The 22,265-nt window shown below is 46.5% G+C and carries 22 protein-coding genes; 10 read left to right on the plus strand and 12 right to left on the minus strand.

What is annotated here, in order from left to right; all coding sequences use genetic code 11:
* Positions 1 to 175: 175 nt before the first annotated feature.
* Positions 176 to 451, plus strand: coding sequence for a hypothetical protein (locus MKY19_RS08870; RefSeq protein ID WP_042186467.1), 276 nt, complete (start codon positions 176 to 178; stop codon positions 449 to 451).
* Positions 452 to 571: 120 nt separating this feature from the next.
* Here the strand turns inward: MKY19_RS08870 and MKY19_RS08875 are convergent, their stop codons facing one another.
* The 6 genes from MKY19_RS08875 to MKY19_RS08900 are packed head-to-tail and all read right to left on the minus strand — an operon-like array spanning position 572 to position 7,267.
* Complete coding sequence (locus MKY19_RS08875) at positions 572 to 1,702, minus strand: YheC/YheD family protein (protein WP_339802060.1); 1,131 nt, start codon at positions 1,700 to 1,702, stop codon at positions 572 to 574.
* Positions 1,684 to 2,202: an N-acetyltransferase gene (locus tag MKY19_RS08880; protein WP_339802062.1), complete on the minus strand. Its 519-nt coding sequence runs from the start codon at positions 2,200 to 2,202 to the stop codon at positions 1,684 to 1,686. The genes MKY19_RS08875 and MKY19_RS08880 overlap by 19 nt, the downstream gene beginning before the upstream one ends.
* A 25-nt stretch (positions 2,203 to 2,227) precedes the next feature.
* Positions 2,228 to 3,340, minus strand: coding sequence for a YheC/YheD family protein (locus tag MKY19_RS08885; protein ID WP_339269949.1), 1,113 nt, complete (start codon positions 3,338 to 3,340; stop codon positions 2,228 to 2,230).
* Positions 3,337 to 4,710 (minus strand): YheC/YheD family protein, encoded by a 1,374-nt coding sequence (locus MKY19_RS08890; protein ID WP_042186478.1) that lies wholly within the window; start codon positions 4,708 to 4,710, stop codon positions 3,337 to 3,339. The genes MKY19_RS08885 and MKY19_RS08890 overlap by 4 nt, the downstream gene beginning before the upstream one ends.
* Positions 4,711 to 5,889, minus strand: a complete 1,179-nt coding sequence (locus MKY19_RS08895) for a YheC/YheD family protein (RefSeq protein WP_052404216.1) — start codon at positions 5,887 to 5,889, stop codon at positions 4,711 to 4,713.
* Between the two features lie 10 nt (positions 5,890 to 5,899).
* Positions 5,900 to 7,267 carry a YheC/YheD family protein gene (locus tag MKY19_RS08900; RefSeq protein ID WP_339802068.1) on the minus strand — a complete coding sequence of 456 codons (1,368 nt, stop codon included), beginning with the start codon at positions 7,265 to 7,267 and terminating at the stop codon, positions 5,900 to 5,902.
* Positions 7,268 to 7,597: 330 nt separating this feature from the next.
* Here MKY19_RS08900 and MKY19_RS08905 point away from each other — a divergent pair, with 330 nt between their 5' ends.
* Positions 7,598 to 7,936 carry a YlbF family regulator gene (locus MKY19_RS08905; RefSeq protein ID WP_042186485.1) on the plus strand — a complete coding sequence of 113 codons (339 nt, stop codon included), beginning with the start codon at positions 7,598 to 7,600 and terminating at the stop codon, positions 7,934 to 7,936.
* A 126-nt stretch (positions 7,937 to 8,062) separates the two neighbouring features.
* Here the strand turns inward: MKY19_RS08905 and MKY19_RS08910 are convergent, their stop codons facing one another.
* Positions 8,063 to 8,638, minus strand: coding sequence for a hypothetical protein (locus MKY19_RS08910; RefSeq protein WP_042186488.1), 576 nt, complete (start codon positions 8,636 to 8,638; stop codon positions 8,063 to 8,065).
* A gap of 192 nt (positions 8,639 to 8,830) precedes the next feature.
* Here MKY19_RS08910 and MKY19_RS08915 point away from each other — a divergent pair, with 192 nt between their 5' ends.
* The gene (locus MKY19_RS08915) at positions 8,831 to 9,115 is read left to right on the plus strand and encodes a hypothetical protein (protein ID WP_042186490.1); all 285 of its coding nucleotides are present in this window, start codon (positions 8,831 to 8,833) and stop codon (positions 9,113 to 9,115) included.
* 564 nt (positions 9,116 to 9,679) lie between these two features.
* Here the strand turns inward: MKY19_RS08915 and MKY19_RS08920 are convergent.
* Both MKY19_RS08920 and MKY19_RS08925 read right to left on the minus strand, forming a co-directional pair.
* On the minus strand, positions 9,680 to 9,820 hold the full coding sequence (locus tag MKY19_RS08920) for a hypothetical protein (RefSeq protein ID WP_179085720.1): 141 nt from the start codon (positions 9,818 to 9,820) through the stop codon (positions 9,680 to 9,682).
* Between the two features lie 104 nt (positions 9,821 to 9,924).
* A complete protein-coding gene (locus MKY19_RS08925) occupies positions 9,925 to 10,758 on the minus strand; it encodes a hypothetical protein (protein WP_339802071.1) in 834 nt (277 codons plus the stop codon).
* 177 nt (positions 10,759 to 10,935) lie between these two features.
* Here MKY19_RS08925 and MKY19_RS08930 point away from each other — a divergent pair, with 177 nt between their 5' ends.
* Complete coding sequence (locus tag MKY19_RS08930; RefSeq protein ID WP_076283325.1) at positions 10,936 to 12,270, plus strand: DRTGG domain-containing protein; 1,335 nt, start codon at positions 10,936 to 10,938, stop codon at positions 12,268 to 12,270.
* A 95-nt stretch (positions 12,271 to 12,365) separates the two neighbouring features.
* Here the strand turns inward: MKY19_RS08930 and MKY19_RS08935 are convergent, their stop codons facing one another.
* From MKY19_RS08935 to MKY19_RS08945, 3 genes are all read right to left on the minus strand, one after another.
* Positions 12,366 to 12,686, minus strand: coding sequence for a YtpI family protein (locus MKY19_RS08935; protein ID WP_339802075.1), 321 nt, complete (start codon positions 12,684 to 12,686; stop codon positions 12,366 to 12,368).
* 87 nt (positions 12,687 to 12,773) lie between these two features.
* Entirely contained in the window at positions 12,774 to 13,280 is a 507-nt protein-coding gene (locus MKY19_RS08940; protein ID WP_283911060.1) for a hypothetical protein, read from the minus strand.
* Between the two features lie 5 nt (positions 13,281 to 13,285).
* Entirely contained in the window at positions 13,286 to 13,609 is a 324-nt protein-coding gene (locus tag MKY19_RS08945; RefSeq protein ID WP_042186502.1) for a YtrH family sporulation protein, read from the minus strand.
* A 323-nt stretch (positions 13,610 to 13,932) separates the two neighbouring features.
* Between MKY19_RS08945 and MKY19_RS08950 the strand changes: the two genes are divergently transcribed.
* The 6 genes from MKY19_RS08950 (at position 13,933) to pyk (ending at position 22,201) form a co-directional block, all read left to right on the plus strand.
* Entirely contained in the window at positions 13,933 to 17,571 is a 3,639-nt protein-coding gene (locus MKY19_RS08950) for a DNA polymerase III subunit alpha (RefSeq protein ID WP_339804241.1), read from the plus strand.
* Between the two features lie 74 nt (positions 17,572 to 17,645).
* Positions 17,646 to 18,146: a phosphatidylglycerophosphatase A gene (locus MKY19_RS08955; RefSeq protein ID WP_076300905.1), complete on the plus strand. Its 501-nt coding sequence runs from the start codon at positions 17,646 to 17,648 to the stop codon at positions 18,144 to 18,146.
* Between the two features lie 146 nt (positions 18,147 to 18,292).
* A complete protein-coding gene (locus tag MKY19_RS08960; RefSeq protein ID WP_042125966.1) occupies positions 18,293 to 18,481 on the plus strand; it encodes a hypothetical protein in 189 nt (62 codons plus the stop codon).
* A 72-nt stretch (positions 18,482 to 18,553) separates the two neighbouring features.
* Positions 18,554 to 19,447 (plus strand): acetyl-CoA carboxylase, carboxyltransferase subunit beta, encoded by an 894-nt coding sequence (gene accD, locus MKY19_RS08965; protein WP_042186509.1) that lies wholly within the window; start codon positions 18,554 to 18,556, stop codon positions 19,445 to 19,447.
* A 1-nt stretch (position 19,448) separates the two neighbouring features.
* The gene (locus MKY19_RS08970) at positions 19,449 to 20,450 is read left to right on the plus strand and encodes an acetyl-CoA carboxylase carboxyltransferase subunit alpha (protein WP_042186511.1); all 1,002 of its coding nucleotides are present in this window, start codon (positions 19,449 to 19,451) and stop codon (positions 20,448 to 20,450) included.
* 332 nt (positions 20,451 to 20,782) lie between these two features.
* Positions 20,783 to 22,201 carry a pyruvate kinase gene (gene pyk / locus MKY19_RS08975; RefSeq protein ID WP_042186514.1) on the plus strand — a complete coding sequence of 473 codons (1,419 nt, stop codon included), beginning with the start codon at positions 20,783 to 20,785 and terminating at the stop codon, positions 22,199 to 22,201.
* The last annotated feature ends 64 nt before the right edge of the window (positions 22,202 to 22,265 follow it).

The raw sequence follows: 22,265 nt of genomic DNA on the forward strand, positions 1-22,265 counted from the left end.
CTCATCTAAGCAGAGGGTTGCCTTTTTTAATGTTAAGGTTCTAAATGCAGATGCAGGAATAGCTCAAAGCTAAAAAGATATACATAAACAAAGGGGATGATCCGATAGATCATGGAAAGGGGTTATTCCTATGTGATGATAAGGAATAGAGAAGCATGTTAAAGGAGTATAAAAAATGATAATGAGCTTCCTTTTTATTGCTTTAAGCGCTGCACTTGGAGTGGGCATGTGGTTTTTAGTAATAGGTATAGTCTTTTCTATTGGTGGCGGAGACTTATTTATAGTTACTCATTATGATTCCTTATTTTTTTATATTGCTGTTTTTTTGTTGTGTATCGTGAGCTATCTTTTGTTTATAAAACATCTATTAGAGAAGGACTTACAGCTCTTGCTCCATATTTGTGTGGGTACAACTATGCTCTTCTTTTTTCTAACGCCTTGGCTCAGCTAATTAAAATCTTCAATACAACGATTTTTTCTAATATAAGTTCCTCAGAACATCAGAAGTCATACAACAACCGCACTTTCTGCATATTGCAGAGAGGCGGTCGTTTTGTTGTTGAGTATCAATTTATTCCTCAGTAGTCTTAGCTGTGGTTGGGGCACCTTTGTTATTATATAGCCATAACGCATATTCTAAAGGTCGCACTAGTGCTTTGCGATAGGTGTTGCCGTCCCCTGATCGGGCAAACACTTCACGTGCAGGCTTTGGATTAACCTCCAGCACATAGATTTTTCCTTCTCGATCAATGGCAAGATCCAGTGCAAGTTCACATAAGGCCCCGAAACTTTCTTCCAAGAAGGCAGCGGCATCAAGACCTAACCTTTCGGCAGTTTTCATAACCTTATCGGTTTTATCTTGACTACCCAGCCATTCCTTCAGGAGCGTTTCAGCTCGAACGGCGTGCCCACCGCCATGAAGATTGGAGGTTACGCTTCGCGCCGCACCGACCCTTGCTGCCATACCTGTCAGTTCCCAGACGCCTTGCCCATTCTTTTGAACGAGCATGCGATAATCATGGAAACGTCCACCAGGCAGGCGTAGTGGAATCCCCTGTTGGACGAGGAAACGTCCACCAATACACCATTGTCGAACGATGGAATCCAATCGGGAGGCAGAGACCTTTCGGGGTGGAATAATCCGGCGATCTTGGCGACGGCCTTGAATATCAAATCCCCCTTTACTGCCCTTTACCCGCTCAATTCTAAGGATACCGCGTCCACCTGTGCCGTTTGCTGGCTTGATATAGAGTACCGGGCTCTGCTTCAACATTCGGTGCAGATCGGCAGAGGAATGATACAGTAATGTTTCTGGCATATGCTGCCGGAAGCGACTCTTTTGTGAGAATGTTTGGTGTATGGTCCATTTGTTGCGCAGTGGACGATTCAGAAACAGCAGATGTTTATAGCGTTCACGGAAACGAAGCAATTGTTGAAAGCGCGTGCTGCGCTGGATACGGCAACGGTCATAAATCATGTTCGGGAAGGAACGCCATTTGCGTGACCATTTCCCGCTCTTTGGATCAAAGACAAGGGCGTGGATCTGCTCCTTGCTGGGATGGACATCCATGGGGGTAAACACAAAAACATCCAAGCCCATTCGATTGCCCTCAATGATCATTCTCCGGTACACGGCCTTTTCTTCAAGCTGCTTGGCTTCATTTATATACAAAGTAAGAATGCCTAAGACGGGCTCTGGCACAGGAGTTCACCTTCTTGTGGAGAGTTTGTAGTACTGACGGTATTCTGTAGTGACCGGATCAATAAAGTTGGCTTGCCAGTAGGGCCACTAGTAAGCGCTACTGCGGCAAGACCAACATTGAAACACATTTTCAGACTGGCCGTATTATCGCTGGCAACACTGCATTCCAGACGGCCTAAACGCTTTAACTGGGCGGCCATAAGGGCGGTGCCGGTATGCCTATTTCGGTATAAGGGATGCACGGCAACGAGACAAGCCTCTTCACCGAAACCGGATACGAAGCTTACTCCTGCTAGCTGGCGCCCATTCTGACCGCGTACGGTGGCGACAAGCAGCGAGACACCCGGCTCTGACAACTGTTCTGGAGTTAATCGGGCCATTACCTTGCAAGCTTGGTTTGTAATCCGACGCTCCCCATACTCTCTTATAAACTCAAGCAGTCCGGTTAGCCGCGATTTCCACTTTTTAGCATCAGTGTCGTAGATAGAGGATATCTGCATGCTGTGTCACATCCTTTAATGAATTCTACTTGATATGGCGTGCTAAGTGCTGGCCATATTGAAAGATTCGCTCCAAAGAAAGCTTGCGAATCGCAGGCTCATCAAATTTCATCGGCCGAGAGTTTGCTTCAAAGAACCAGAGTCCACCGTTCTCATCGACACCGAGATCCATCGACATCTCCCCGAGCATAGAATCAGAGGCTCTTTCAATTTGTCTGGCAATTAACAGAGCAGTTGTAGGTACACTTTTTAAGATTGAGGCTGCTCTTTCGGTTCCAAATGTGCTTTCCAGCATGGTGGAGGGCTCCTCGATACTTCCGCCACGAGGTACATGCGTAGTGATGCTGCGGGCACCAGCTAGACGCGCACCTATGCCAGTCATTGCCCAGCCGCCTCTGCCGTTTTTCTGCAGAAGTACACGTAGATCAAATGGTCGTCCTCGGTGAGTCGCTAGTTCAATAGCTTGCTGTACGATGTAGCGCGAGTTCCCCTTTTCTTTGCCTATCCGTGCCCAGAGGCGTTCTACTGAGGCAGCTTTGTAGGTCACATTTTTTTTGCCGCTTTGAATTTGCAGCCGATAGGGTAATGTGGTATCTGCACGGTATTTTAAACGCATAATTCCTTTACCTGCTTTGCCATTCTCAGGTTTTAGGTAGAGACTGGTATGATTATTTAGCATGGCAATAAGCGTGTTTGCACTGCGTAAACGTCTGGTTTTTGGAACATGCTTCGAGGTAGCATACGAGCCTTTCAACCATTCAAATAGACTCCATTTATTGAAAAAATATGGATTATATAGCTTAATGCCTGGATGTTCCAGGCATTGAGCTATTTTGCGTACGACAGCAGGTTTTTCCTCATCCTCACGGGTAGGAATTCGGTTATATATGATTTGTGGAAGAGGTACCGGAATGCTGTACCATATTCTTCCGCTGGATGATGGGACATAACCGTTCACCATCCGTTCCTCGAGCTTCAAGTCACGGACAGTGACGACGTAGACAAGAAATCCCAGTTCCTTGCCTGTGCGAATGATGTCCCGGAAATTATTACGGTTGCCATTAAAGTGCCTTACTTTATCGCTGGTTGTCAGTATGGCAATAACGGGTTTTGTTTCATCCGGAATATGGGTGTTCACATCTCATCCCTCCTGCGGAATTTGCTGAGGTATAGACAATGCTCCAGAATGTGCTCGATGGAAGCTTTGCCCTCAGCGCGCAGGGAAGGATGACGGAAGATGGAACGTCCTGGTTTGGCGTTGGCCTCGAACATCCAGATGTCTTCATCCTGATCAATGCCGAGATCAAAGCCAATTTCACCGAGCAAATGACGATGCTGGATTTCTAAGGATTCTGCCAGCTTAATGGCTGTACTCTTCGCACGCTGTAATACTTCATCTGCTCGGCTGCCGAATACACGCCCGAGCGCCTGCCCAGGTGTAAGCAATGCCCCCCCGTTTTTGAGGTGAGTGGTGACACTGCCCCGGCCGGCTTTCTTAGCGCCTATACCGACTACGATCCATTGATTACTGCCGTTTTTATGCATATGGAATCGGAAGTCAATGGGGCAGCCATCAATTTCAATCAAACGTATTCCTTGTTGGACGATATAATTTTGCAGGCCTTGACCGTGTCGTGACCGAAGCATACGCATGAGGCTTTCAAAGGTAGTGAAGCGCAGAAGTACGTTTTTTCCACCTTTGCGGTAGCGGGCAAAATATCCTTTTTTCGGCAGATAGGTAAGTCGGTAAATCCCGTGACCCAGGCTGCCTGCGGAAGGTTTGTAATATACAAAATGGTGGTGATCCAGCATTTCTCTCATTTTTTCGGAGGAGGGATTGCTGTGTGTCTCAGGTACGTAACGGTTTGCAGCTCCGTCATTCTCTAGCAACCGATAAATATCGGACTTATTGAAAAAGCTCCAGTTGAAGTAAGGGATTTTCTTGCGCATAAAGCGTTCGCGAAGCTGGTTGATATAAGGTGAAGTCTCCGCTCTCCGACTGGGGAGCCGATTGTAGACGACATCAGGCAGAGGAACCATTTTACGTTCGAATTTGCCGCCTGCGGTTAAGAAATAACCATAGACCTGCTCCTGTTGCCAGTTGATATCACGCGGCATAAAGGCAAATATATAACATTTGTTACTGCCTTCCCGCAGTAATTGCTTTATAAAGCCAGTGCGAGAACCGAAGGGTTGATTTGAAGATGCTGGTCCATCGGTCAAAACACCGACCAAAGGTCCAAGCTGTACCTCGTCGTTTTGCAGATTGCGTAAATAGATACCACCAGATTTCGGAACCTTGATAGCACTCTTTACACCAGTGGCGAGGAATAGATGATTTCCGGCGCGCTTGATGGGCTTGATCATGGTCGGGATGGCATCTTTACCGAGTCTAAGGCGAATGTTCTTCTTCCCGGTTAATTTCAAGCTTTTCATCAGTGCACCTGATACATATACAACTCTTTGGGGCTGCTTAGTAAAATGCACATTGCAAAAAGTGAGACTCATTTATGAATCCTCCTTAGGAACCATTGTTATCATTCTCCCGTTTATAACGGAGCTGTCCGTAGATAGGGATGGTATCCGTCGCTGTGTGAGTAGCAGATGGCGCGCATAAGACAGTGGATTCTCGGCGGCGAGCTTAGCAGCCCGGCGGTCGCCCGTCAGCCGGAATACCGTGCGCCCTGGCTTGGAATTTGCTTCAAGTAAATGAATCCGACCGCTCGAATCAATACCGAAATCTAGGCCGAGTTCTCCAAGCCTACCGCATGCGGCCTCCAGAAGAGGAGGCAAGTATGCAGCTTCTGCAGCAAGCTCCTGCATGATGTCTTTTCCGTCCTGACCATATTCTGCAAGCAAAAAGGGCAAAGGAGGAACCGCAGTTCCACCGCCATGCAGGTTCGAAGTCAGTGAACCATGATTACCCAGCCGAACGGCCATGCCAGTAAGATCCCAGCGACCGAGGCCATTCTTTTGCATCAATACACGCACATCGAACGGTTGCCCCTTACGATTAGTTAGGTGCAGATAAGGCTGTATAATATAGCGGCGTGTGCCGATAAATTCATGAATCCAGTTCAGTCCTTCATCCTGCGAGCTGAATACATATTGAAAGGGTGTATTTGTCCCATCACGCCCTCGTACTCTTATGCCTCCTCCAGAGCGTCTGTTCTGCAGTATGGCATGCAATGTACGTTTGCCATGAGAGCCTGCTTTGGGTTTTAGGAAGACCCCGTATTCTCTTTCAGCGAGCATATTGCTTAACTTGCGTGTACCGGTATAGAGAACAGTTTCCGGCAGTAAAATAGCGGCTCTTCGGTTGCGCTTCAAGATCTCGTATACGCCCCATTTATCAGGTAAACCTCTTGACCAAGGTAGTGAGCGGTGAAGGAAAGAGAGTGCAGACGAGGCTTCTTTTCTTTCTTTCGGACTATTGTAAAAACAACGATTATAAATGATATCTGGTGGTGTAGAGGTCGTATTGTGCCAGCTTCCGTCTTTCCATGTATAACCGGTTATAGATGACCCGTCTGCCGCTACTCCGTCCGGATGAAAAACGAGGACTTTAAGGTTGTATCGCGGAGCTGCACGGCATAAATGACTGCAAAATTCTGGCTCGGCAATCGGAGGATTCCCATGGCGACGGCCCGTCATAATGCCGAGGAACCCCATAGCTGTTTCAGTCATTGTGTCCTCCTTATAAACCGGCCAAATAGCGGCAATACAGAATCATTTGCTTGACGGACGGTCTGATTTTTTGATCGTTTAGCGGTGTATTATCGTTCTTGGAAGGTTTGGAATTAACCTCCAAGAGCCATATTCGTCCGGATTGATCCAGTGCCAGATCGATTCCGAGCTCTCCGAAATGAGCAGGGATAAAGGTTTCTACTCCTCTTGCAATGGCAAGTGCTGCTCTTGGAAGCTGAAGCTGTACGCTATCCTTGGTACCTGGAGGAAGGCTGCTCTTGCTAACGGCTTCACGGACAGTACTGAGACTGCCACCTCTTGCTAGATTGGAGACGAAATGATTGCTACCAGCGGTGCGAGCGACAATGGAGGTAACGCCCCATTTTCCGGTACCATTCTTCTGTACAAGTGCTCGGAAATCTACAGGACGCTTACCGAGCTCCATCAAAGGTAATCCTTGTTGAATCTGGTAGCGCGTTGTCTTCATCTTGGGAGCAATGGACTGGTACAGTTTAGCTAAAGTCGGGTAGCTTTGCTTGCGTGTACCTATTGAGGTAGTAGATAACAAACGGTATCCTCCGCCTTCATCTTTGGAGATTCGGAGAATGCCTTTGCCGAGACTGCCTCGTACAGGCTTTAGAAACACACTTGGATATTGGCTGCACATCTTCTTTACAATGGCAAAACCGTTTAAAGCATGCGATTCCGGTAAATACCGCTTCAATGAAGGGTCTTGCGCTAAAGCTTCAAATACTTCTGTCTTGTCAAGAAATTTTTCGTTGAAGAAATGCGTTCCATACCGTGATTTTACATCCGCCAAAAAATGCTGTACGCTAGGTTTATTCTCCACCTTTCGCGTCGTTAGCCGATTGTTGATTACATCGGCTATGGGCAGACTCATTTTCCTCCAACCCTCGTTGTATACCCAGCCCTGGATGGAAGAGCTGCTTGTTTCCAGCGCTTCCGGGGTAAAGAAATATACATAGGCGCCTTGTGAGTGGCAGGCATTTGTTAATTCTCGACAGAACATGGTAATGGGTCCAAACAGCCTGTCGAGATTATCTGGATGGTCACGGCTGACGAGTACACCGATCAACGGTCCAAGTCGCAAGGTACGACTTACGGAGCTGTATGAGGCGTTGAGGGTTTGCCGATGTTTCCATCCGGTCCGCCGCGCCAGTCCTTCGCTTACACGCAGGCTTTCGGATTTGGGAGCCGGGATAATGGTAACCTCCTGCCGGAAAGAGCCGAAAGCCAGCTGGAGCGTTCCGTGAGCCGGGATTTTGAGTCTTTTCATGGATCGTTCGCCAAGCATTATAGCGTTTTCCTGCAGGATGCCCGTGTGGACCGTATGGACCGGGATCTTGAATTGGGACATCGTGGATCTCCTTCCGGTAGGCAGCATGATGCCGGCAATTTGGTAGCTAAGGGTTACATATCATTCATCATATGGAGACATATGACCCTTGGTGATTGACCTACTCTTTAAAAACCTTGCCGCATCATTTCATAAGTCTGACCCAAGAAGCGAAACAAGCATGGGATGAATCAATATTTGGAAACTTAAGCAGTGCTTCCGAAGTGAGTTTTGTACGAAGTAACTCTAGGAAGCGAACGCTAACAAAACTTAAGTAACGCTTTCGAAGTGAGTTTTGTACGAAGACGAATCGAGAAGTAGTGACTTACAAAACTTTTAGGAGGAATCATAATGAGTATTCACGACAAAGCACATGAACTGGCGAAAGCCATTAAAGAAAGCACTGAGGTAGCGGATATCACCAACGCGATGAAACTGGTAGAAACAGATCCTGAAGCCAAGGCAATGCTCGACAACTTCCGCAATGGTCAATTGGAGCTTCAACAACGGATGATGAGCGGAGATATGCCTCCACAGGAAGAAATGGAGAAGATGGAGAAATTATTCGAGGTGCTTAACATGAATCTTGGGATTCGCCGTCTGTTCGATGCAGAACGCCGTCTGAGTGTTGTAATTGAGGATGTAAACAAGATCATTACCGAGAGCTTGTCGCAATTGTATGGCGAATAAACGCTTTTAGTAAGCGGGTATTCACCTGAAAAGTTTGATCAGTGCAATCTAAATAGGGTGTTCCCGAAGCCGGTTGGCATTGGGAACACCCTATTTATTCTTGTGACTAGCACATGAGTAAACTCGCTAATCTTGTTTTCCTTCGATTGCGCAGAGAAGAATACCAGCAGCCAAACCTAGGCGGCGATCAAGCATTCCCTTGGGATCCTCAGAGAAGTCAGCGATGATTTTAGTAACGAATGGATTAAAATTTTGTTTGAAAGTCGGGATCGTTGTATCATTCATCTCGATATTATATTTTTGAGGGATAATAGAGATGAAGCGGCGGAGTATAGCCATCGCGGTGCTATCTTCCTTGATTTTTCCGATTTCCTGATCATGATGATCGAGAATCGTCCATTCATCTTTCAAAATCGATTTGAGTCCCTTACGCCGAAGAGCACCAACGTGTTCGCCAGTCTCCGAATCATGTACATCATAAACAGCACTAAAGTCGATGGCATTGCGGGCTTTTATACGCAGAAGCTCCTTTTGCATAGACTCATCCGTGTACAGTGCAATATCCTCTTTCAACTTGAATGCTTTCATTTGTGAATAGAGTACAAGCTGCTCGGCGTTATCATAAATATGAAGTTTCGCACCCATGATCGAAAATACCTTTTTTCGAATTATGTATTCGGTATGAGTATAAGTTGCATTCAATTCTAAATCGCCCCCTAAATGAAATAATCATCTCATATATAAGCTTTGCTAGCTACATAAATGCATACTATTTTATATAATTTTTTGAGTAGAAGTATATTTTTATGGACTTGTCTCATATTACGGGCTTCATGTTCATAGAGTAGAGATATAGATTCAATCGAATATCTTGTCTACGAGGAGCTGTTAGTAATGAGAAAAAGAAACAAGTTTAAACATGGTGTCTATCTGTTGCTGGCGTTGGCCATGCTTTTGTATGCTCTGCCGAAGTTATCGCTTGCGAATGGGCCTAGCTGGGTATTTGGTTTTGGGGTGGTCTGGTCACTTTTTGCCTTTATGGTCATTGCGGCACATCTGCATTTTATTATCGGTGTTGATGAGGAGAAGACCAAGCGTTTGGAAGCTGTGCGAAAAGCAAAATTGGAGCAATGGCAGTCCAAATGGAAAGAAGAAACTAGAGTTACACAAAGATCATAGAATTGGGGTAGCTTCCTTAAGTAACTTGATTTGATATTCCCGTGAAAAGTGCTGAATTAGCTAAAAGGGGGGTATAAATCCCCTAAATTCCCGTGAAAAGCGCCGAATTAGCAGAAAGAGGGGTATAAATCCCCTAGATTCCCGTGAAAAGCACCGAATTGGCGAAAAGAGGGGTATAAATCCCCTAGATTATCGTGAAAAGCGCCGAATTAGCTGAAAGAGGGGTATAAATCCCCTAGATTCCCGTGAGAAGCGCAGAATTAGCAAAAAGAGGGGTATAAATCCCCTAGATTCCCGACAAAAGCGCTGAAATGGCGAAAAGAAGGGTATAAATCCCCTAGATTGCCGTGAAAAGCACCGAATTGGCGAAAAGAAGGGTATAAATCCCCTAGATTATCGTGAAAAGCGCCGAATTAGCTGAAAGAGGGGTATAAATCCCCTAAATTCCCGTGAGAAGCGCAGAATTAGCTGAAAGAGGGGTATAAATCCCCTAGATTCACAGAAAAGCCCACTAGCTTAAGCCAGTGGGCTTTAAAATTGCCCCGCAAAGCAGGGGGATTAAAGTTATCTTGCACCTGTAAAAGGATTGATCTCATCCGAGAGATCTTTTCCAGCTTTCTTTTCTTCTGCAGATATCCGTTTACCTAGAGCCGCGTAGTACCACACCGCAGGAACGAGAATCGCGAGTATAAAAAGAAATTGCATAAAGTCATCCCCTTTCACCTATCCATCATAACATATTTTTCCTTTTTTCTTAAGGGACTATTCTCTATTCGCCTACCCACTACCCCGTTTGTCTAAAAAACGGGTTACTCTTTACTGACAGAGCATTCTACTTCAAATACATAACTGGCGCTCCCCTGAGGCCATCTTGCTTGGATTATATACAGATGTTTTCCGCTACCTGCTGCGAGTTGAAAACTGTTATTTTCTACGGAAAGAGCTTCGTCCGGACGTTCCTCACCAGGAAATGAAGCCACAACCTCTAACTCCGTGGGTGCAGATGAGAATTTGAGTTCTACCTGATCTCGGCTGGTGGCTTTGGGATGTACCTTCTGTTTGGAAACCAATTGATCGTAAGAAGCCATATCTACACAGACGCCTTTGCCATTGTCGTTCCAGCAATAAGAGCCTTGAATGAGATCAAACTGTTCACCGCCAACAGTAACTTGGACGCTAGGGGGCTGTGCTTTAGCAGTGTCTTCTGGAGAATTCTTATCTTTTTCAAAAGCCGCTTGAAACAAGTCCAACAGATCTTTTTTGCTGATATCTGACAGGCGATAGTGACCCATTTGGCCCGATTTAATGAGTAACCCACTGTTGCTTCCGACGATCCAAAAAGAGAACTCATAACTTATACCGTCCTTCATGTTTACGGTGGTTCTGTAATCGCTTGGAGCAATATCTAGTTGTGCTTTATCATATTCAGCAGCAGTTATGGCTTGAACGAAATGTTCCAAGGATGATGCTTCAGAAATAGTCGTCACCGGTTGGTCTTCTTCTATTAAGTTAATAGAAACTATATTTTGTGCATCCAGCTCTATTTGGCTTGATTGTTTTACTTCGGTTCTCGTATTTCCACAGCCGATCAGTCCTATGAAAAGCAAAGTAATGGTAAATATTATTAACGTGGTCTTGTTCATATCCACAATGCTCCTTTCCTCTTTCTTTAACTCTCAGACTATAAAAAAGAGGAAAAGGTTGCTAAATAACGGGCAATTAAATTCGAATTCGATGCTTATGAATCGGTTGTACTGTGCCATTCTCTCCGTGTATAATGAGTACAGTATAGTACAGATCGGAGTACGGGGGTGTAACAGTTGGAAGGTCAAGGCGATGCAATTACTAAACACGAGCAACTGCTGCAGCATATTGAAAGTCTTAAGGTAGGCTCCAAAATATCTGTTCGTAAGCTTGCAAAAGAAATGTTGGTCAGTGAGGGAACGGCTTATCGTGCCGTTAAGGAAGCTGAGAATCTTGGAATTGTCATTACGAAGGAACGGATTGGTACAGTACGTGTAGAAAAGAAGCCTCGTAACATTTCTGAACAGCTGACGTTTGGTGACGTGGTTGATATTGTGGAAGGTCATGTTCTCGGTGGGGCTAGCGGACTGAGTAAACATCTACATAAATATGTAATCGGTGCGATGAAGGTCGACGCGATGATTCGTTATATAGACGCAGACAGTCTGCTTATTGTGGGTAACCGCGATGATGTTCACTCCTTGGCGCTAGAGCAGGGTGCCGGAGTTCTGGTTACAGGTGGTTTCGGGACGAGTCGTGAAGTGAAGGCATTAGCCGACGAACTGGATCTCCCCATCATTTCATCAAGACATGACACGTTTACCGTGGCATCAATGATTAACCGAGCGATTTTTGATAGATTGATTAAGAAAAAAATTATGCTGGTAGAAGATATTGTCGACAGCAAACCGCGTATGATTACGTTAAAAATTTCAAGCACTGTAGGTGAGCTACGACAGATTTCTGAGGAAACTGGAGAGCAACGTTTTCCCGTTACAGATGAATGGAACCGAGTGATTGGGATTATCGGCCGACGCGAAGTAGAGGACCTGGCAGAAGGGCAAAGTATTGAAAAGGCTATGGTTCGGAGTCCGGTTACCGCTGCGCTGCATACCTCACTAGCTTCAGCTGCGCAGATCATGATGTGGGAAGGTGTCGATTTTCTCCCCATTGTAGACCGTAACCGCAAATTGGTGGGCTCCCTAACCCGTAAAGAAGTGCTGCAAAGTCTGCGAGATGTCCGTAACACTCCACAGCTTGGGGAGACCTTCGATCATCTCATCTGGAACGGTTTTGCGGATGAGCGGGATGAAGAGGGACGATTGTTTTTTCACGGCTTTATTACGCCTCAGATGGCCACAGACCTTGGTACCATTTCTGAAGGTGTATTGTCTACGCTAATGACGCTCTCTGCGTTTAAGGCAGCTAAGGATATTACAGGAAATGACTATGTATTAGATAATATGTCCACCTATTTTATCCGGCCGGTACAGATCGAACACGCGATTATTGTAATGCCGAGACTGCTCGAAATTAGTCGCCGTACATGTAAGCTTGAAATAGAGATCAGCTATTCGGATACCCTGGTAGCGAAAGCTGTCCTGATGCTGCAATCCATTGATCACGGCTAATAGATAATGAATCATAAACATGCTAAATAGACTGCCCTCAACGATGATAGTGAGGGTAGTCTATTTTATTCTTGTAATCCTATCAGAGGGATAGTCTAGGCTTTCGACTGATGTTGTTCTTGGTTGCGACTACGGCTGTAATAACTATAGCTGCGTAGTCCTGAGAAGATGTTAAACACACCTATCAGAAGAAAGGCAGCTTCAACAATGATATTAACGGTGGAGCCGCGAAACAGAAACATGGAAATCAGAGAGAGCGTTACGAGCATTGCGCCCAGCATCACATTCATGACGGAGCGTTTTAGCCCCTTATCTTGAGGGTTTAAGGCACGGCGGGAGGATAAGCTGAACACTGCGGCACCGATTACAAAGATCACCAGCAGGACAAACAATAAGTATTTGATAAATAAAACCATGGACAGCCAGCTCCTTTATCATGTCATGCAAAAGCCTTGAAGTAATTTCCACTTTGGTCTGTCCATTATTGTATCACACGATTGTTGTTAGTTGCGCTTAAAAGGACTGATTTCCACCCAGATTTGCAGAACACCTTCCATGACGAGCATCGTCCGGATTTTGACAGAGTATTCTTTATCCCGCACAATGTAAAGTTTTCCATCCAGCAGCAGTCTAACCAGTTTACTGTCTGTGTCAATATCGAACATGCTGCGGCCACGCATCGGCTCCAGATCTGATCGTATTTCACTAAGTATTAATTTTAAAGTTACGGGGTCAACTGAGGGTGAGCCTTCTGCTTGGGCTTTGCTTTCCTCTGATCGAATTTTGATTTCTCTGATTACCGTAGAGGTATTATTGTATTTTTTGAGTGTTTTAATATCCTCTTGATATTGCTCGATCTGTGCACGCAGGTCTGCATTATTCAGCCATAACACGTTAAATCCAACATGGTATATAGCATTGTATATGACAGCTCCTACGACGATCCCCAGCATGAATATAGCGGAAATTTGGGTGAATCTACGAAAACGACTGAATGGTGGAACTCTCACTGGCGTTACCCCCTGCCGCACACCCATTTTACTAGCTCGCTGCCCATATGAGCTCCGAGAAAAGCGAAGGCAATATACATGATTTGCTTGATGGCGGGGGAGAGGTTACCTCCAATCACATTGCTTTCAATGACCCGTAAAGGGTCCATAGTACCCCCTACAGCGGCGGCAAGTGCCCATATTTTAATCCGGTCTGCTACATCTAGCATCGTTTGCGTCGGTGGTTGCAGGGATACTACGGCGCCGATTCCGCCCACCATAGCTCCGCCAAGTACGATGCCGAAGGCGATAAAGAAATCGAGGATGGCTTTGCTCATAAATATGCTCATAAAGGCCCCTTCCCGGACGAGGCATCAAAACGTTGCCTGTCCATGTGCTCTTAATCCATTCTATGGGCGGGTCCCCCTTTAATATGATAAAATAGTTTCATCTTATAGTGCGAGTTCAAAAAGTACGGTTTTCAGCACCGAGAAGATTGAAAGAAGGTAGAAAATGAGGAGTGGAGCGTAGTGGAAGCTACGTGAGCACCGGAAGTTTCGCCTGAATTCAATCTTCGATGTCGAGTAAGCTTCTTGGGTTACTTCGTGATCAAAAGCGGACTTGTTGAACAACTATTTATGTTTGATTTATGTAGTAGGAAGGAAGTGGGATGATGAGCCCTTTCGTGCATTTGCATGTGCACAGCGAATACAGTTTACTGGACGGGGCGGCGCGCATTACCGATCTCGTGCGCCGGGCCGGCGAATACGGCATGAAGTCGCTGGCGCTTACGGATCATGGAGTGATGTATGGGGCGATCCCCTTTTATAAAGCGTGTAAAGAGAATGGAATCAAGCCGATTATCGGCTGTGAAGCTTATTTAACCGCGGGCTCTCGCCGTGAGCGAGGCAGTCGTAAAGATCAACCGATTTATCACCTGATTCTGCTCGTCAAGAATGAAACCGGCTACAAGAACCTGATGAAGCTGATCTCTATCGGTCATCTGGAAGGTCATCACTATAAACCTCGTATTGATATGGAGGTTTTGGCCGCTCATTCGGAGGGGATCATATGCCTCAGTGCCTGTCTTGGCGGCGAAGTGCCGCAGCATTTGTTGCATGGAAGAGATGACGAGGCTCGAAAAGCTGCGCTGCGATATAAGGAGATTTTTGGCGAAGACTTCTACCTGGAGCTTCAAGATCACGGAATTTCCGAGCAAAAGCGAGTAAATCCGAAGCTGATCGCACTTGCCAAGGCCTGTGAGATCCCACTTGTAGCTACGAATGACGTCCATTATTTGGCCAAGGAAGATGCAGAGGTACAGGATGTTCTGATCTGTATTGGAACAGGTAAAACTGTGGATGATGAGGAACGGCTCAAGATCGGAACAGATCAGCTGTTTCTCAAAAGCAGTGATCAGATGGCGGCGTTGTTCCCGCATGTGCCTGAAGCTATCAGTAACACGCTATTGATCGCAGAAAAATGTAATTTGGAGCTTACCTTCGGTCAACATATTCTGCCTGCCTATTCACCAATTCCAGAAGGTAAGGACTCCGCTGCATATTTGCGAGAGTTGTGCTTTAAAGGGCTTGAAGAACGGTATATAGACACACCGCTTTGGGCATCAACTGAGCAAAGAGAAACCGCTGAGAAGCGTCTTGCCTATGAGCTTGGCGTCATCGAGAATATGGGTTTTAGTGATTATTTTCTAATTGTGTGGGATTTTATCGCTTATTGTCATCGTCAGGGGATTGCTACTGGTCCGGGCCGGGGTTCTTCCGCGGGGAGTCTTACCGCTTATTCCCTACGAATCACGGATGTAGATCCGCTTAAGTATAACTTGCTCTTTGAACGTTTCTTAAATCCAGAACGGATCACGATGCCGGATATTGATATCGATTTTAGTGATGAGCGTCGTGATGAGGTTATTGCTTATGTGGTGGAGAAATACGGCAAAGAACATGTGGCACAGATCATTACGTTCGGAACCATGGCTGCACGGGCTGCAGTTCGTGATGTGGGCAGGGTACTGAATTTACCTTATAACGAGGTAGATAAGGCTGCCAAGCTCATCCCAGGACAACTAGGTATCAGCCTTGCTAGAGCACTAGAGACTACTCCAGACCTTAAAGCGCTGTATGATAGTAATCCGAAGATCAAAGGTTTGCTGGATATGGCAATGAAAGTGGAAGGTATGCCTCGTCATGCTTCGACACATGCTGCCGGGGTTGTTATTTCCAAAGGTCCGTTAACTGATGCTGTACCCCTTCAAGAGGGCAACGAAAGTACAGCGTTAACTCAGTACTCTATGGAGCATTTGGAAAGTGTTGGGCTGCTGAAGATGGATTTTCTGGGCCTGCGTACTTTGTCGATTATCGAACGCTGTATGAATTCGATTAAAGAAATGAGTGGCAATGTTCCAGATTTTAAAATCATACCAGATCATGATCCGCTCACCTATGAAATGCTAGGTGCTGGTGAGACGACTGGGGTCTTTCAGTTGGAGTCGGCGGGTGTAAGACGTGTGCTTAAGGATTTGAAGCCAAATGGCTTTGAAGATATCGTATCCGTTCTAGCGCTATATCGTCCGGGTCCGATGGAGTTTATCCCGAAATATATAGCAGGTAAGCACGGTCAGATCGAAGTAGAGTATCCGCATCCTGATTTGAAATCTATATTAGCGGATACCTATGGGATAATTGTGTATCAGGAACAGATCATGCAGATTGCTTCGCTTATGGCTGGATTCTCGCTTGGTGAAGCGGATCTGCTCCGTCGAGCGGTTTCTAAGAAGAAGCGCGAGACGTTGGATAAGGAACGCAGCCATTTTGTACAGGGGAGCTTGCAGCAAGGATATAACGAAACGGATGCGAATGCTGTTTATGATATGATCGTACGGTTTGCCGATTACGGCTTCCCGCGTGCGCATGCGGCGGCTTATGGTGTGCTGGCTTTTCAGACGGCTTATCTTAAGGCGCATTATCCGGTACAGTTTATGGCATCTATGCTGACCGCTGTGATGGGAACCCACCGTAAGGTGGCGGAATATGTACTGGACTGCCGCCGGACGGGCATCGGCGTATTACCGCCGGATGTGAATGAGAGCGGCGTACTGTTTACCCCTGTTCCAGGAGAGAAAACGGGAACAGGGCATATCCGCTTTGGGCTCGCAGCGATTAAGAACGTCGGCACGCTAGCAGTGGAGAATATTATGTCGGTGCGCAAGGAGCGGCCGTTCGACAGCCTGCTCGATTTCTGTCGACGTGTGGATCTGCGGGTCTGCAACAAGCGGGTAGTGGAGTCTTTGCTGCAGGCAGGAGCCTTTGACTGTCTGCCGGGTCATAGGGCCCAGCTGCTGGCTATGCTGGACGAGACCGTTGACGCCGCGACGAAATGGCGCAAGGAGCGGGATGAACTGCAAATTCAGTTGTTCGACGATTTGGTGGAGACGCCGAATTGGGAGATTCGCTATCCGGATATCCCTAAGTTCACAGTAGGACAGCAGCTGGAGATGGAACGTGAGCTGCTGGGGTTGTATCTATCAGGTCATCCGCTCGACGATAGTGTTGAGCTGCTTGAGGAGCCGGGCATACAGCGGCTGATGGATCTCGGTGAAGCCGCAGATGAGAGCCAGACGGTTACGGCCGGCATGGTCGTATCCGTTAAGGAAATTACGACGAAGCAAGGAAAATCGATGGCCTTCATCGAATGGGAAGATCAGATCGAGCGCTGCGAAGTCGTGCTCTTTCCCGAAGTGTGGAAGCGAAGCCGCAGCTTGATTGCCAAGGGCGCGCTGCTGGCCTTGCGCGCCAAGGTGCAGCAGGAGGACGAAGGCTTCAAGCTGCTGGCCGAGGAAGTGGCGCTGCTATCCGCGGAGACACTCCGCGGCCTGCTGCAGCGCCGTAGTGCCGCCGCGTCCCGCCCGTATAGCGCGGGACGCTCGGCCTCAGCAGGAGCGCAGCCGCGTGGCGCGGCTCCTGCTTCGCGGGCTAGCGGGGCCGCCACTGGCCCCGCTGGCAGACCTGCAGGCGGCGCAGCTGCGCCTGCAACACCTGCACCGGCCGCTGCGCCAGCGCCGGGCTCAGGCCAGCGTGTCTTTATCAAGATCACGCCGGCCGCCGAGAATGCTGCGCAGCTGTCGCGCCTGAAGGAGCTGCTGCAGAATCATCCAGGCCCAGTAGCGACGATTCTGTTCTACGAACGGGATCAGAAGCTCCTGGCTCTTAGCGATAATTATCGGATTAAGCCTACCGAGGAGCTATTCGCGGCTATCGAGTCTATGCTGGGGGCAGGTACCGTAAGAATAAAATAAGAACAATTCCACCCTTTTCCGCATACATTAGGAAACCACAGGGCGAATCCCTGGGCGGAAAGGGGAATCACATCATGTCCTATCAAATGGCAGTTGATCTGTTGGAACGTAGAGGCGTAACACTTTCTTCCATTGCTGAAATCGTATATATTTTACAATCGGTCTATTATCCCGGTTTATCCAAGGAAGAATGCCTTTCCAGTGTGAAATCTGTATTGGGAAAAAGAGAAGTGCAGTACACGTTAATGACGGGGATCGCACTTGATGAGCTGGCAGAGAAAAGACTGCTTCCGCAGCCGCTCCAGGCAGTAATGGAAGCGGATGAATCACTTTATGGAGCGGACGAGACTCTAGCCCTTGGCATCACAGGGGTATATGGGATGATCGGACTTACAGGATTTGGGTACTTGGACAAAATAAAGCTTGGAATCATTGGTGAATTGAACGATGATAAGGGGAGGATTCACGTGTTCTTGGATGACTTAGTAGCGGGTATCGCTGCAGCTGCTTCTGCTAGAATCGCTCATCGGCAGGAAGGGGCAAAAGTATATCCTCTGGTCACGGATACGGAATAAATGACCCGATTCATTTCGTTTGAACGAGTTCCTCAGTCTTGCTTCCTTTGCCCTACGCCTGTTGCGGGAAAAAAGTAAACTGTGTTATCATAATTCCATTATACGGGATACGGCTGGGAATTAAGATTGGGGAGGCCTTGCAAGGCATGTGGACGGTAATATATATCGCGCCGACCGCCAAAGTGGCGGATATGATTAAGAGTAAGCTGACTGAAGAAGGTTTTTTAGTAAAATGCCGTCCAATCAATATGTCCAAGCAGCAGTTTGAGATATTGGTTCCTTCGGGTGAACTGGAGGAAGTACAGGAAGTCCTTAATCTTATTCTGCATCCCTGAATTTCTATCAAGAGAAAAGTCATGACAGCGGCAAGCTGCATAACGCAAATAAACGGCTGAAGAGGTGCGGGTGTGTTCAAAGATTTATTTCAGAAGAAACGGAAGTACGCGACTATTCCTTCAGAACGTCTGGAGCGAAGCGGCGTGCCTGCAGAAGGCGAACGCCCCAAACGGGAAATTCCAGAAGGATTAATGAGTAAATGTAATAAATGCGGAACGATCCAGTATAGCAAGGAATTGGAAAAGAATCTAAAAGTATGTCCTACTTGTGGTCATCATTTGCGCTTGAACGCCGTAGAGCGTATTGCTATGACGTTAGACCCAGAGGGCTTTATTGAGTTTGATAGTGAAATGTATTCTATAGATCCGCTGAAATTCCCGGGTTATGCCTCTAAACTGGAGCAACAGCAACTAAAATCGGGACAAACTGATGCCGTGATTACGGGTCAGGGATCTATTGGCGGACATCCAGTGATCGTAGCTGTGATGAATTTCGAATTTTTCTCTGGCAGTATGGGATCTGTAGTTGGTGAGAAGATTACCCGGGCGATTGAAGAAGCCACGGAGAAGCAGCTTCCACTCCTTATTTTCTCTACTTCTGGCGGAGCGAGAATGCAGGAGAGTATTCTAAGTCTTATGCAAATGGCGAAGACCAGTGCAGCGCTTGCTCGTTTCAACGAAGTGGGCGGCCTTTATATTTCTATAATTACGGATCCGACAACTGGCGGGGTATCTGCGAGTTTTGCTAGTCTTGGCGATATTATTATTGCTGAGCCTGGGGCGGTATTCGGTTTCGCAGGACGTATAGTCATTGAACAGACAATTCGCCAAAAGCTTCCGGATGATTTCCAGACGGCTGAATTTAATCTGCAGCATGGCTTGATTGATATGGTTGTGCACCGTAAAGAAATGCGCGCCACACTGACCAAAATTTTGGAATTGCATGATGTGAAAGGGGGATTTTAGGTTGGCAGGAGAGTTGCCTTTTGAAATGCCTCTGGTTGAAATGCGCAAGAAAATTGCCGAGCTAAAGCAGTTTGGCGAAGAGAAAAGTATTGATTTTACGGATGAGGTAGCAAGACTGGAAGAACGGTACCGTGTGCTTGAGGAGGAAGTTTATTCTAATATCTCGCCTTCCCAAAAAATGCATCTAGCTAGACATCAAGGACGTCCGACTTCTCTTGATCTTATGGGGCAGATCTTCACAGATTTTATCGAGCTTCACGGGGATCGAATGTTTGGGGATGATCTTGCAATTGTAGGCGGTATCGCTAAACTTAACGGCGTCCCGGTTACGGTCATTGGCCAGCAGCGCGGTAAAGATACGAAGGAGAATATTTTACGCTTTTTCGGCAGTGCACACCCTGAGGGCTTCCGTAAGTCACTGCGTCTGATGCAGCAAGCGGACAAGTTCAATCGTCCCATTATAACCTTTGTAGATACGAAAGGTGCATATCCAGGCAATACAGCTGAGGAAAGAGGACAATCCGAAGCAATTGCCCGTAATTTACGCGAGATGTCTCAGTTTGGTGTTCCTGTAATCTGTGTGGTTATCGGTGAAGGCGGAAGTGGGGGCGCATTAGCACTGGCAGTTGGTAATAGAGTGCTTATGCTGGAACATGCCATTTATTCAGCGATATCTCCTAACGGTGCTGCATCAATTCTATGGAAGGATGCTTCGAAGGCTGATCAAGCGGCAGAAGCTATGAAGATAACGGCATCTGATCTGCTTGAAATGGAAGTCATCGAAGAGATTGTTCCTGAGCCAAAAGGCGGCGCACATCGTGATTACGAAGCTACGGCAGCTGCAATTAAGGATGCATTATGGCGTCACTTGCAGGAGCTAATTCCTCTGGACAGAGCGGAATTGAAAGAAGATCGTTATCGTAAATTCCGTAAAATTGGTGAGTTTGCTGAAGTCCAGCAGGAGCAGATTTTCCTTGAAGAAGAAGTGGAATCTGAAGTGTGAATAGTGCCTTTCCATTTGCACTTTAAGACATATAACCATACTTAGTGGACCATATTGAATTAAGTGTAAATTATACATTTTATTGGAATTAAAATAATCTCGACGCAATGCCGGGATTATTTTAATTTTTTTTGTGCGTTCAGATAATTCGAGCTCAAATTACATCTAAAAGAGCCTACAACATTGATTTTGTGTCTAAGTTGCAGTAATATTCATAAGGGCGTAGTTAAAGGCACATGTGACAAAGTTCCTATTTAATTAGTTAGCCTTGTAGTAGATTTTGTAGTTGGAAAAAGTGAGACAGAGAGAACGAAAAAACGGAGGAAAACCTAATGCGGAAAAGTAAAATTGTATGTACGATCGGACCTGCGAGTGAATCGTTGGAGAATATCAAAAAATTGATTTTGGCTGGTATGAATGTGGCCCGTTTGAATTTCTCCCACGGCGATTTTGAAGAGCATGGTGCTCGGATTAAAACGATCCGTCAAGCATCTAAGGAACTGAACAAAACTGTTGCTATCCTGCTCGATACAAAAGGACCGGAGATTCGCACAGGCAAGTTGGAAGTAGAACCGATTGAACTAGTTCAGGACGAGTACCTGACACTAACTACGGAAGAAATCCTTGGCACCCAAGAACGTATTTCCATCACGTACAGCGAGCTTCCTAATGATGTTCAAGTAGGCTCCACCATCCTTATTGATGACGGTCTGATTGGTTTGACAGTTGTCGACATTCAAGGAACTGAAATCAAGACCCGTATTGTAAACGGTGGTACGATCAAGAGCAAGAAGGGCGTTAACGTACCAGGAGTAAACATCTCCTTGCCGGGTATTACGGAAAAAGACACCAACGATATTCTTTTTGGTATCGAACAGGACATCGATTTTATCGCCGCTTCCTTCGTTCGCAAAGCTAGCGACGTTCAGGAAATTCGTGAGCTGCTTTCGAAAAACAACGCTTCTCACATTCAAATCATTTCCAAAATCGAAAACCAACAAGGTGTTGACAACCTTGATGAAATTTTAGAAGCTTCCGATGGCCTGATGGTTGCTCGTGGTGACCTTGGTGTTGAAATTCCAGCTGAAGATGTACCTTTGGCTCAAAAATTGATGATTCAAAAATGTAACGTTGCTGGCAAACCAGTAATCACAGCTACACAAATGCTGGATTCTATGCAACGTAACCCACGTCCTACTCGCGCTGAAGCAAGTGACGTAGCAAACGCTATTTTCGACGGAACAGATGCAATCATGCTTTCCGGAGAAACTGCTGCTGGTAAATATCCAGTAGAATCCGTTCTTACAATGTCCCGTATTGCTGAGAAAGCGGAGTCCGCTCTGGACCACCGTGAAATTTTCTCAAAACAACAAACTTTACAAGAAACTACAGTTACAGAAGCTATCAGCCAATCCGTTGCAATTTCCGCTTTGGATCTGAACGCTAAGGCTATTCTTTCTTCGACTGTTACAGGTCATACTGCACGCGTTGTTTCCAAATACCGTCCTAAAGCACCAATCATTGCTGTTACGACACAAGAAAGAACTATGCGTCAATTGTCCCTCGTTTGGGGCGTAACGCCAGTATTCGGTAAAGTAGCTACTTCCACAGATGAATTGCTTGAAACAGCAATCCAAGGTGGTAAGGATTCCGGTCTGGTTCAAGCTGGCGACCTAGTTGTGATTACTGCAGGAATTCCACTTGGACGTTCCGGTTCCACTAACTTGGTAAAAGTAAGCACAATCGAGTAGTACTCGACTGTGCTTTGCCTGATTCGTAGATTTTACTCAAAATAGAAGAGCTGTCTCAGATGTA

It is taken from the genome of Paenibacillus sp. FSL R5-0744 (assembly GCF_037972555.1).
In the GTDB taxonomy this organism is placed as follows: domain Bacteria; phylum Bacillota; class Bacilli; order Paenibacillales; family Paenibacillaceae; genus Paenibacillus_AQ.

What these genes read in the sequence shown, in the direction of transcription:
- MKY19_RS08870 (WP_042186467.1), top strand. Translation starts at nt 176, where the DNA reads ATGATAATGAGCTTCCTTTTTATTGCTTTAAGCGCTGCACTTGGAGTG.
- MKY19_RS08880 (WP_339802062.1), bottom strand. Translation starts at nt 2,202, where the DNA reads ATGCAGATATCCTCTATCTACGACACTGATGCTAAAAAGTGGAAATCG.
- MKY19_RS08890 (WP_042186478.1), bottom strand. Translation starts at nt 4,710, where the DNA reads ATGAGTCTCACTTTTTGCAATGTGCATTTTACTAAGCAGCCCCAAAGA.
- MKY19_RS08895 (WP_052404216.1), bottom strand. Translation starts at nt 5,889, where the DNA reads ATGACTGAAACAGCTATGGGGTTCCTCGGCATTATGACGGGCCGTCGC.
- MKY19_RS08900 (WP_339802068.1), bottom strand. Translation starts at nt 7,267, where the DNA reads ATGTCCCAATTCAAGATCCCGGTCCATACGGTCCACACGGGCATCCTG.
- MKY19_RS08905 (WP_042186485.1), top strand. Translation starts at nt 7,598, where the DNA reads ATGAGTATTCACGACAAAGCACATGAACTGGCGAAAGCCATTAAAGAA.
- MKY19_RS08915 (WP_042186490.1), top strand. Translation starts at nt 8,831, where the DNA reads ATGAGAAAAAGAAACAAGTTTAAACATGGTGTCTATCTGTTGCTGGCG.
- MKY19_RS08920 (WP_179085720.1), bottom strand. Translation starts at nt 9,820, where the DNA reads ATGCAATTTCTTTTTATACTCGCGATTCTCGTTCCTGCGGTGTGGTAC.
- MKY19_RS08925 (WP_339802071.1), bottom strand. Translation starts at nt 10,758, where the DNA reads ATGAACAAGACCACGTTAATAATATTTACCATTACTTTGCTTTTCATA.
- MKY19_RS08935 (WP_339802075.1), bottom strand. Translation starts at nt 12,686, where the DNA reads ATGGTTTTATTTATCAAATACTTATTGTTTGTCCTGCTGGTGATCTTT.
- MKY19_RS08945 (WP_042186502.1), bottom strand. Translation starts at nt 13,609, where the DNA reads ATGAGCATATTTATGAGCAAAGCCATCCTCGATTTCTTTATCGCCTTC.
- MKY19_RS08950 (WP_339804241.1), top strand. Translation starts at nt 13,933, where the DNA reads ATGAGCCCTTTCGTGCATTTGCATGTGCACAGCGAATACAGTTTACTG.
- MKY19_RS08955 (WP_076300905.1), top strand. Translation starts at nt 17,646, where the DNA reads ATGTCCTATCAAATGGCAGTTGATCTGTTGGAACGTAGAGGCGTAACA.
- MKY19_RS08960 (WP_042125966.1), top strand. Translation starts at nt 18,293, where the DNA reads ATGTGGACGGTAATATATATCGCGCCGACCGCCAAAGTGGCGGATATG.
- pyk (WP_042186514.1), top strand. Translation starts at nt 20,783, where the DNA reads ATGCGGAAAAGTAAAATTGTATGTACGATCGGACCTGCGAGTGAATCG.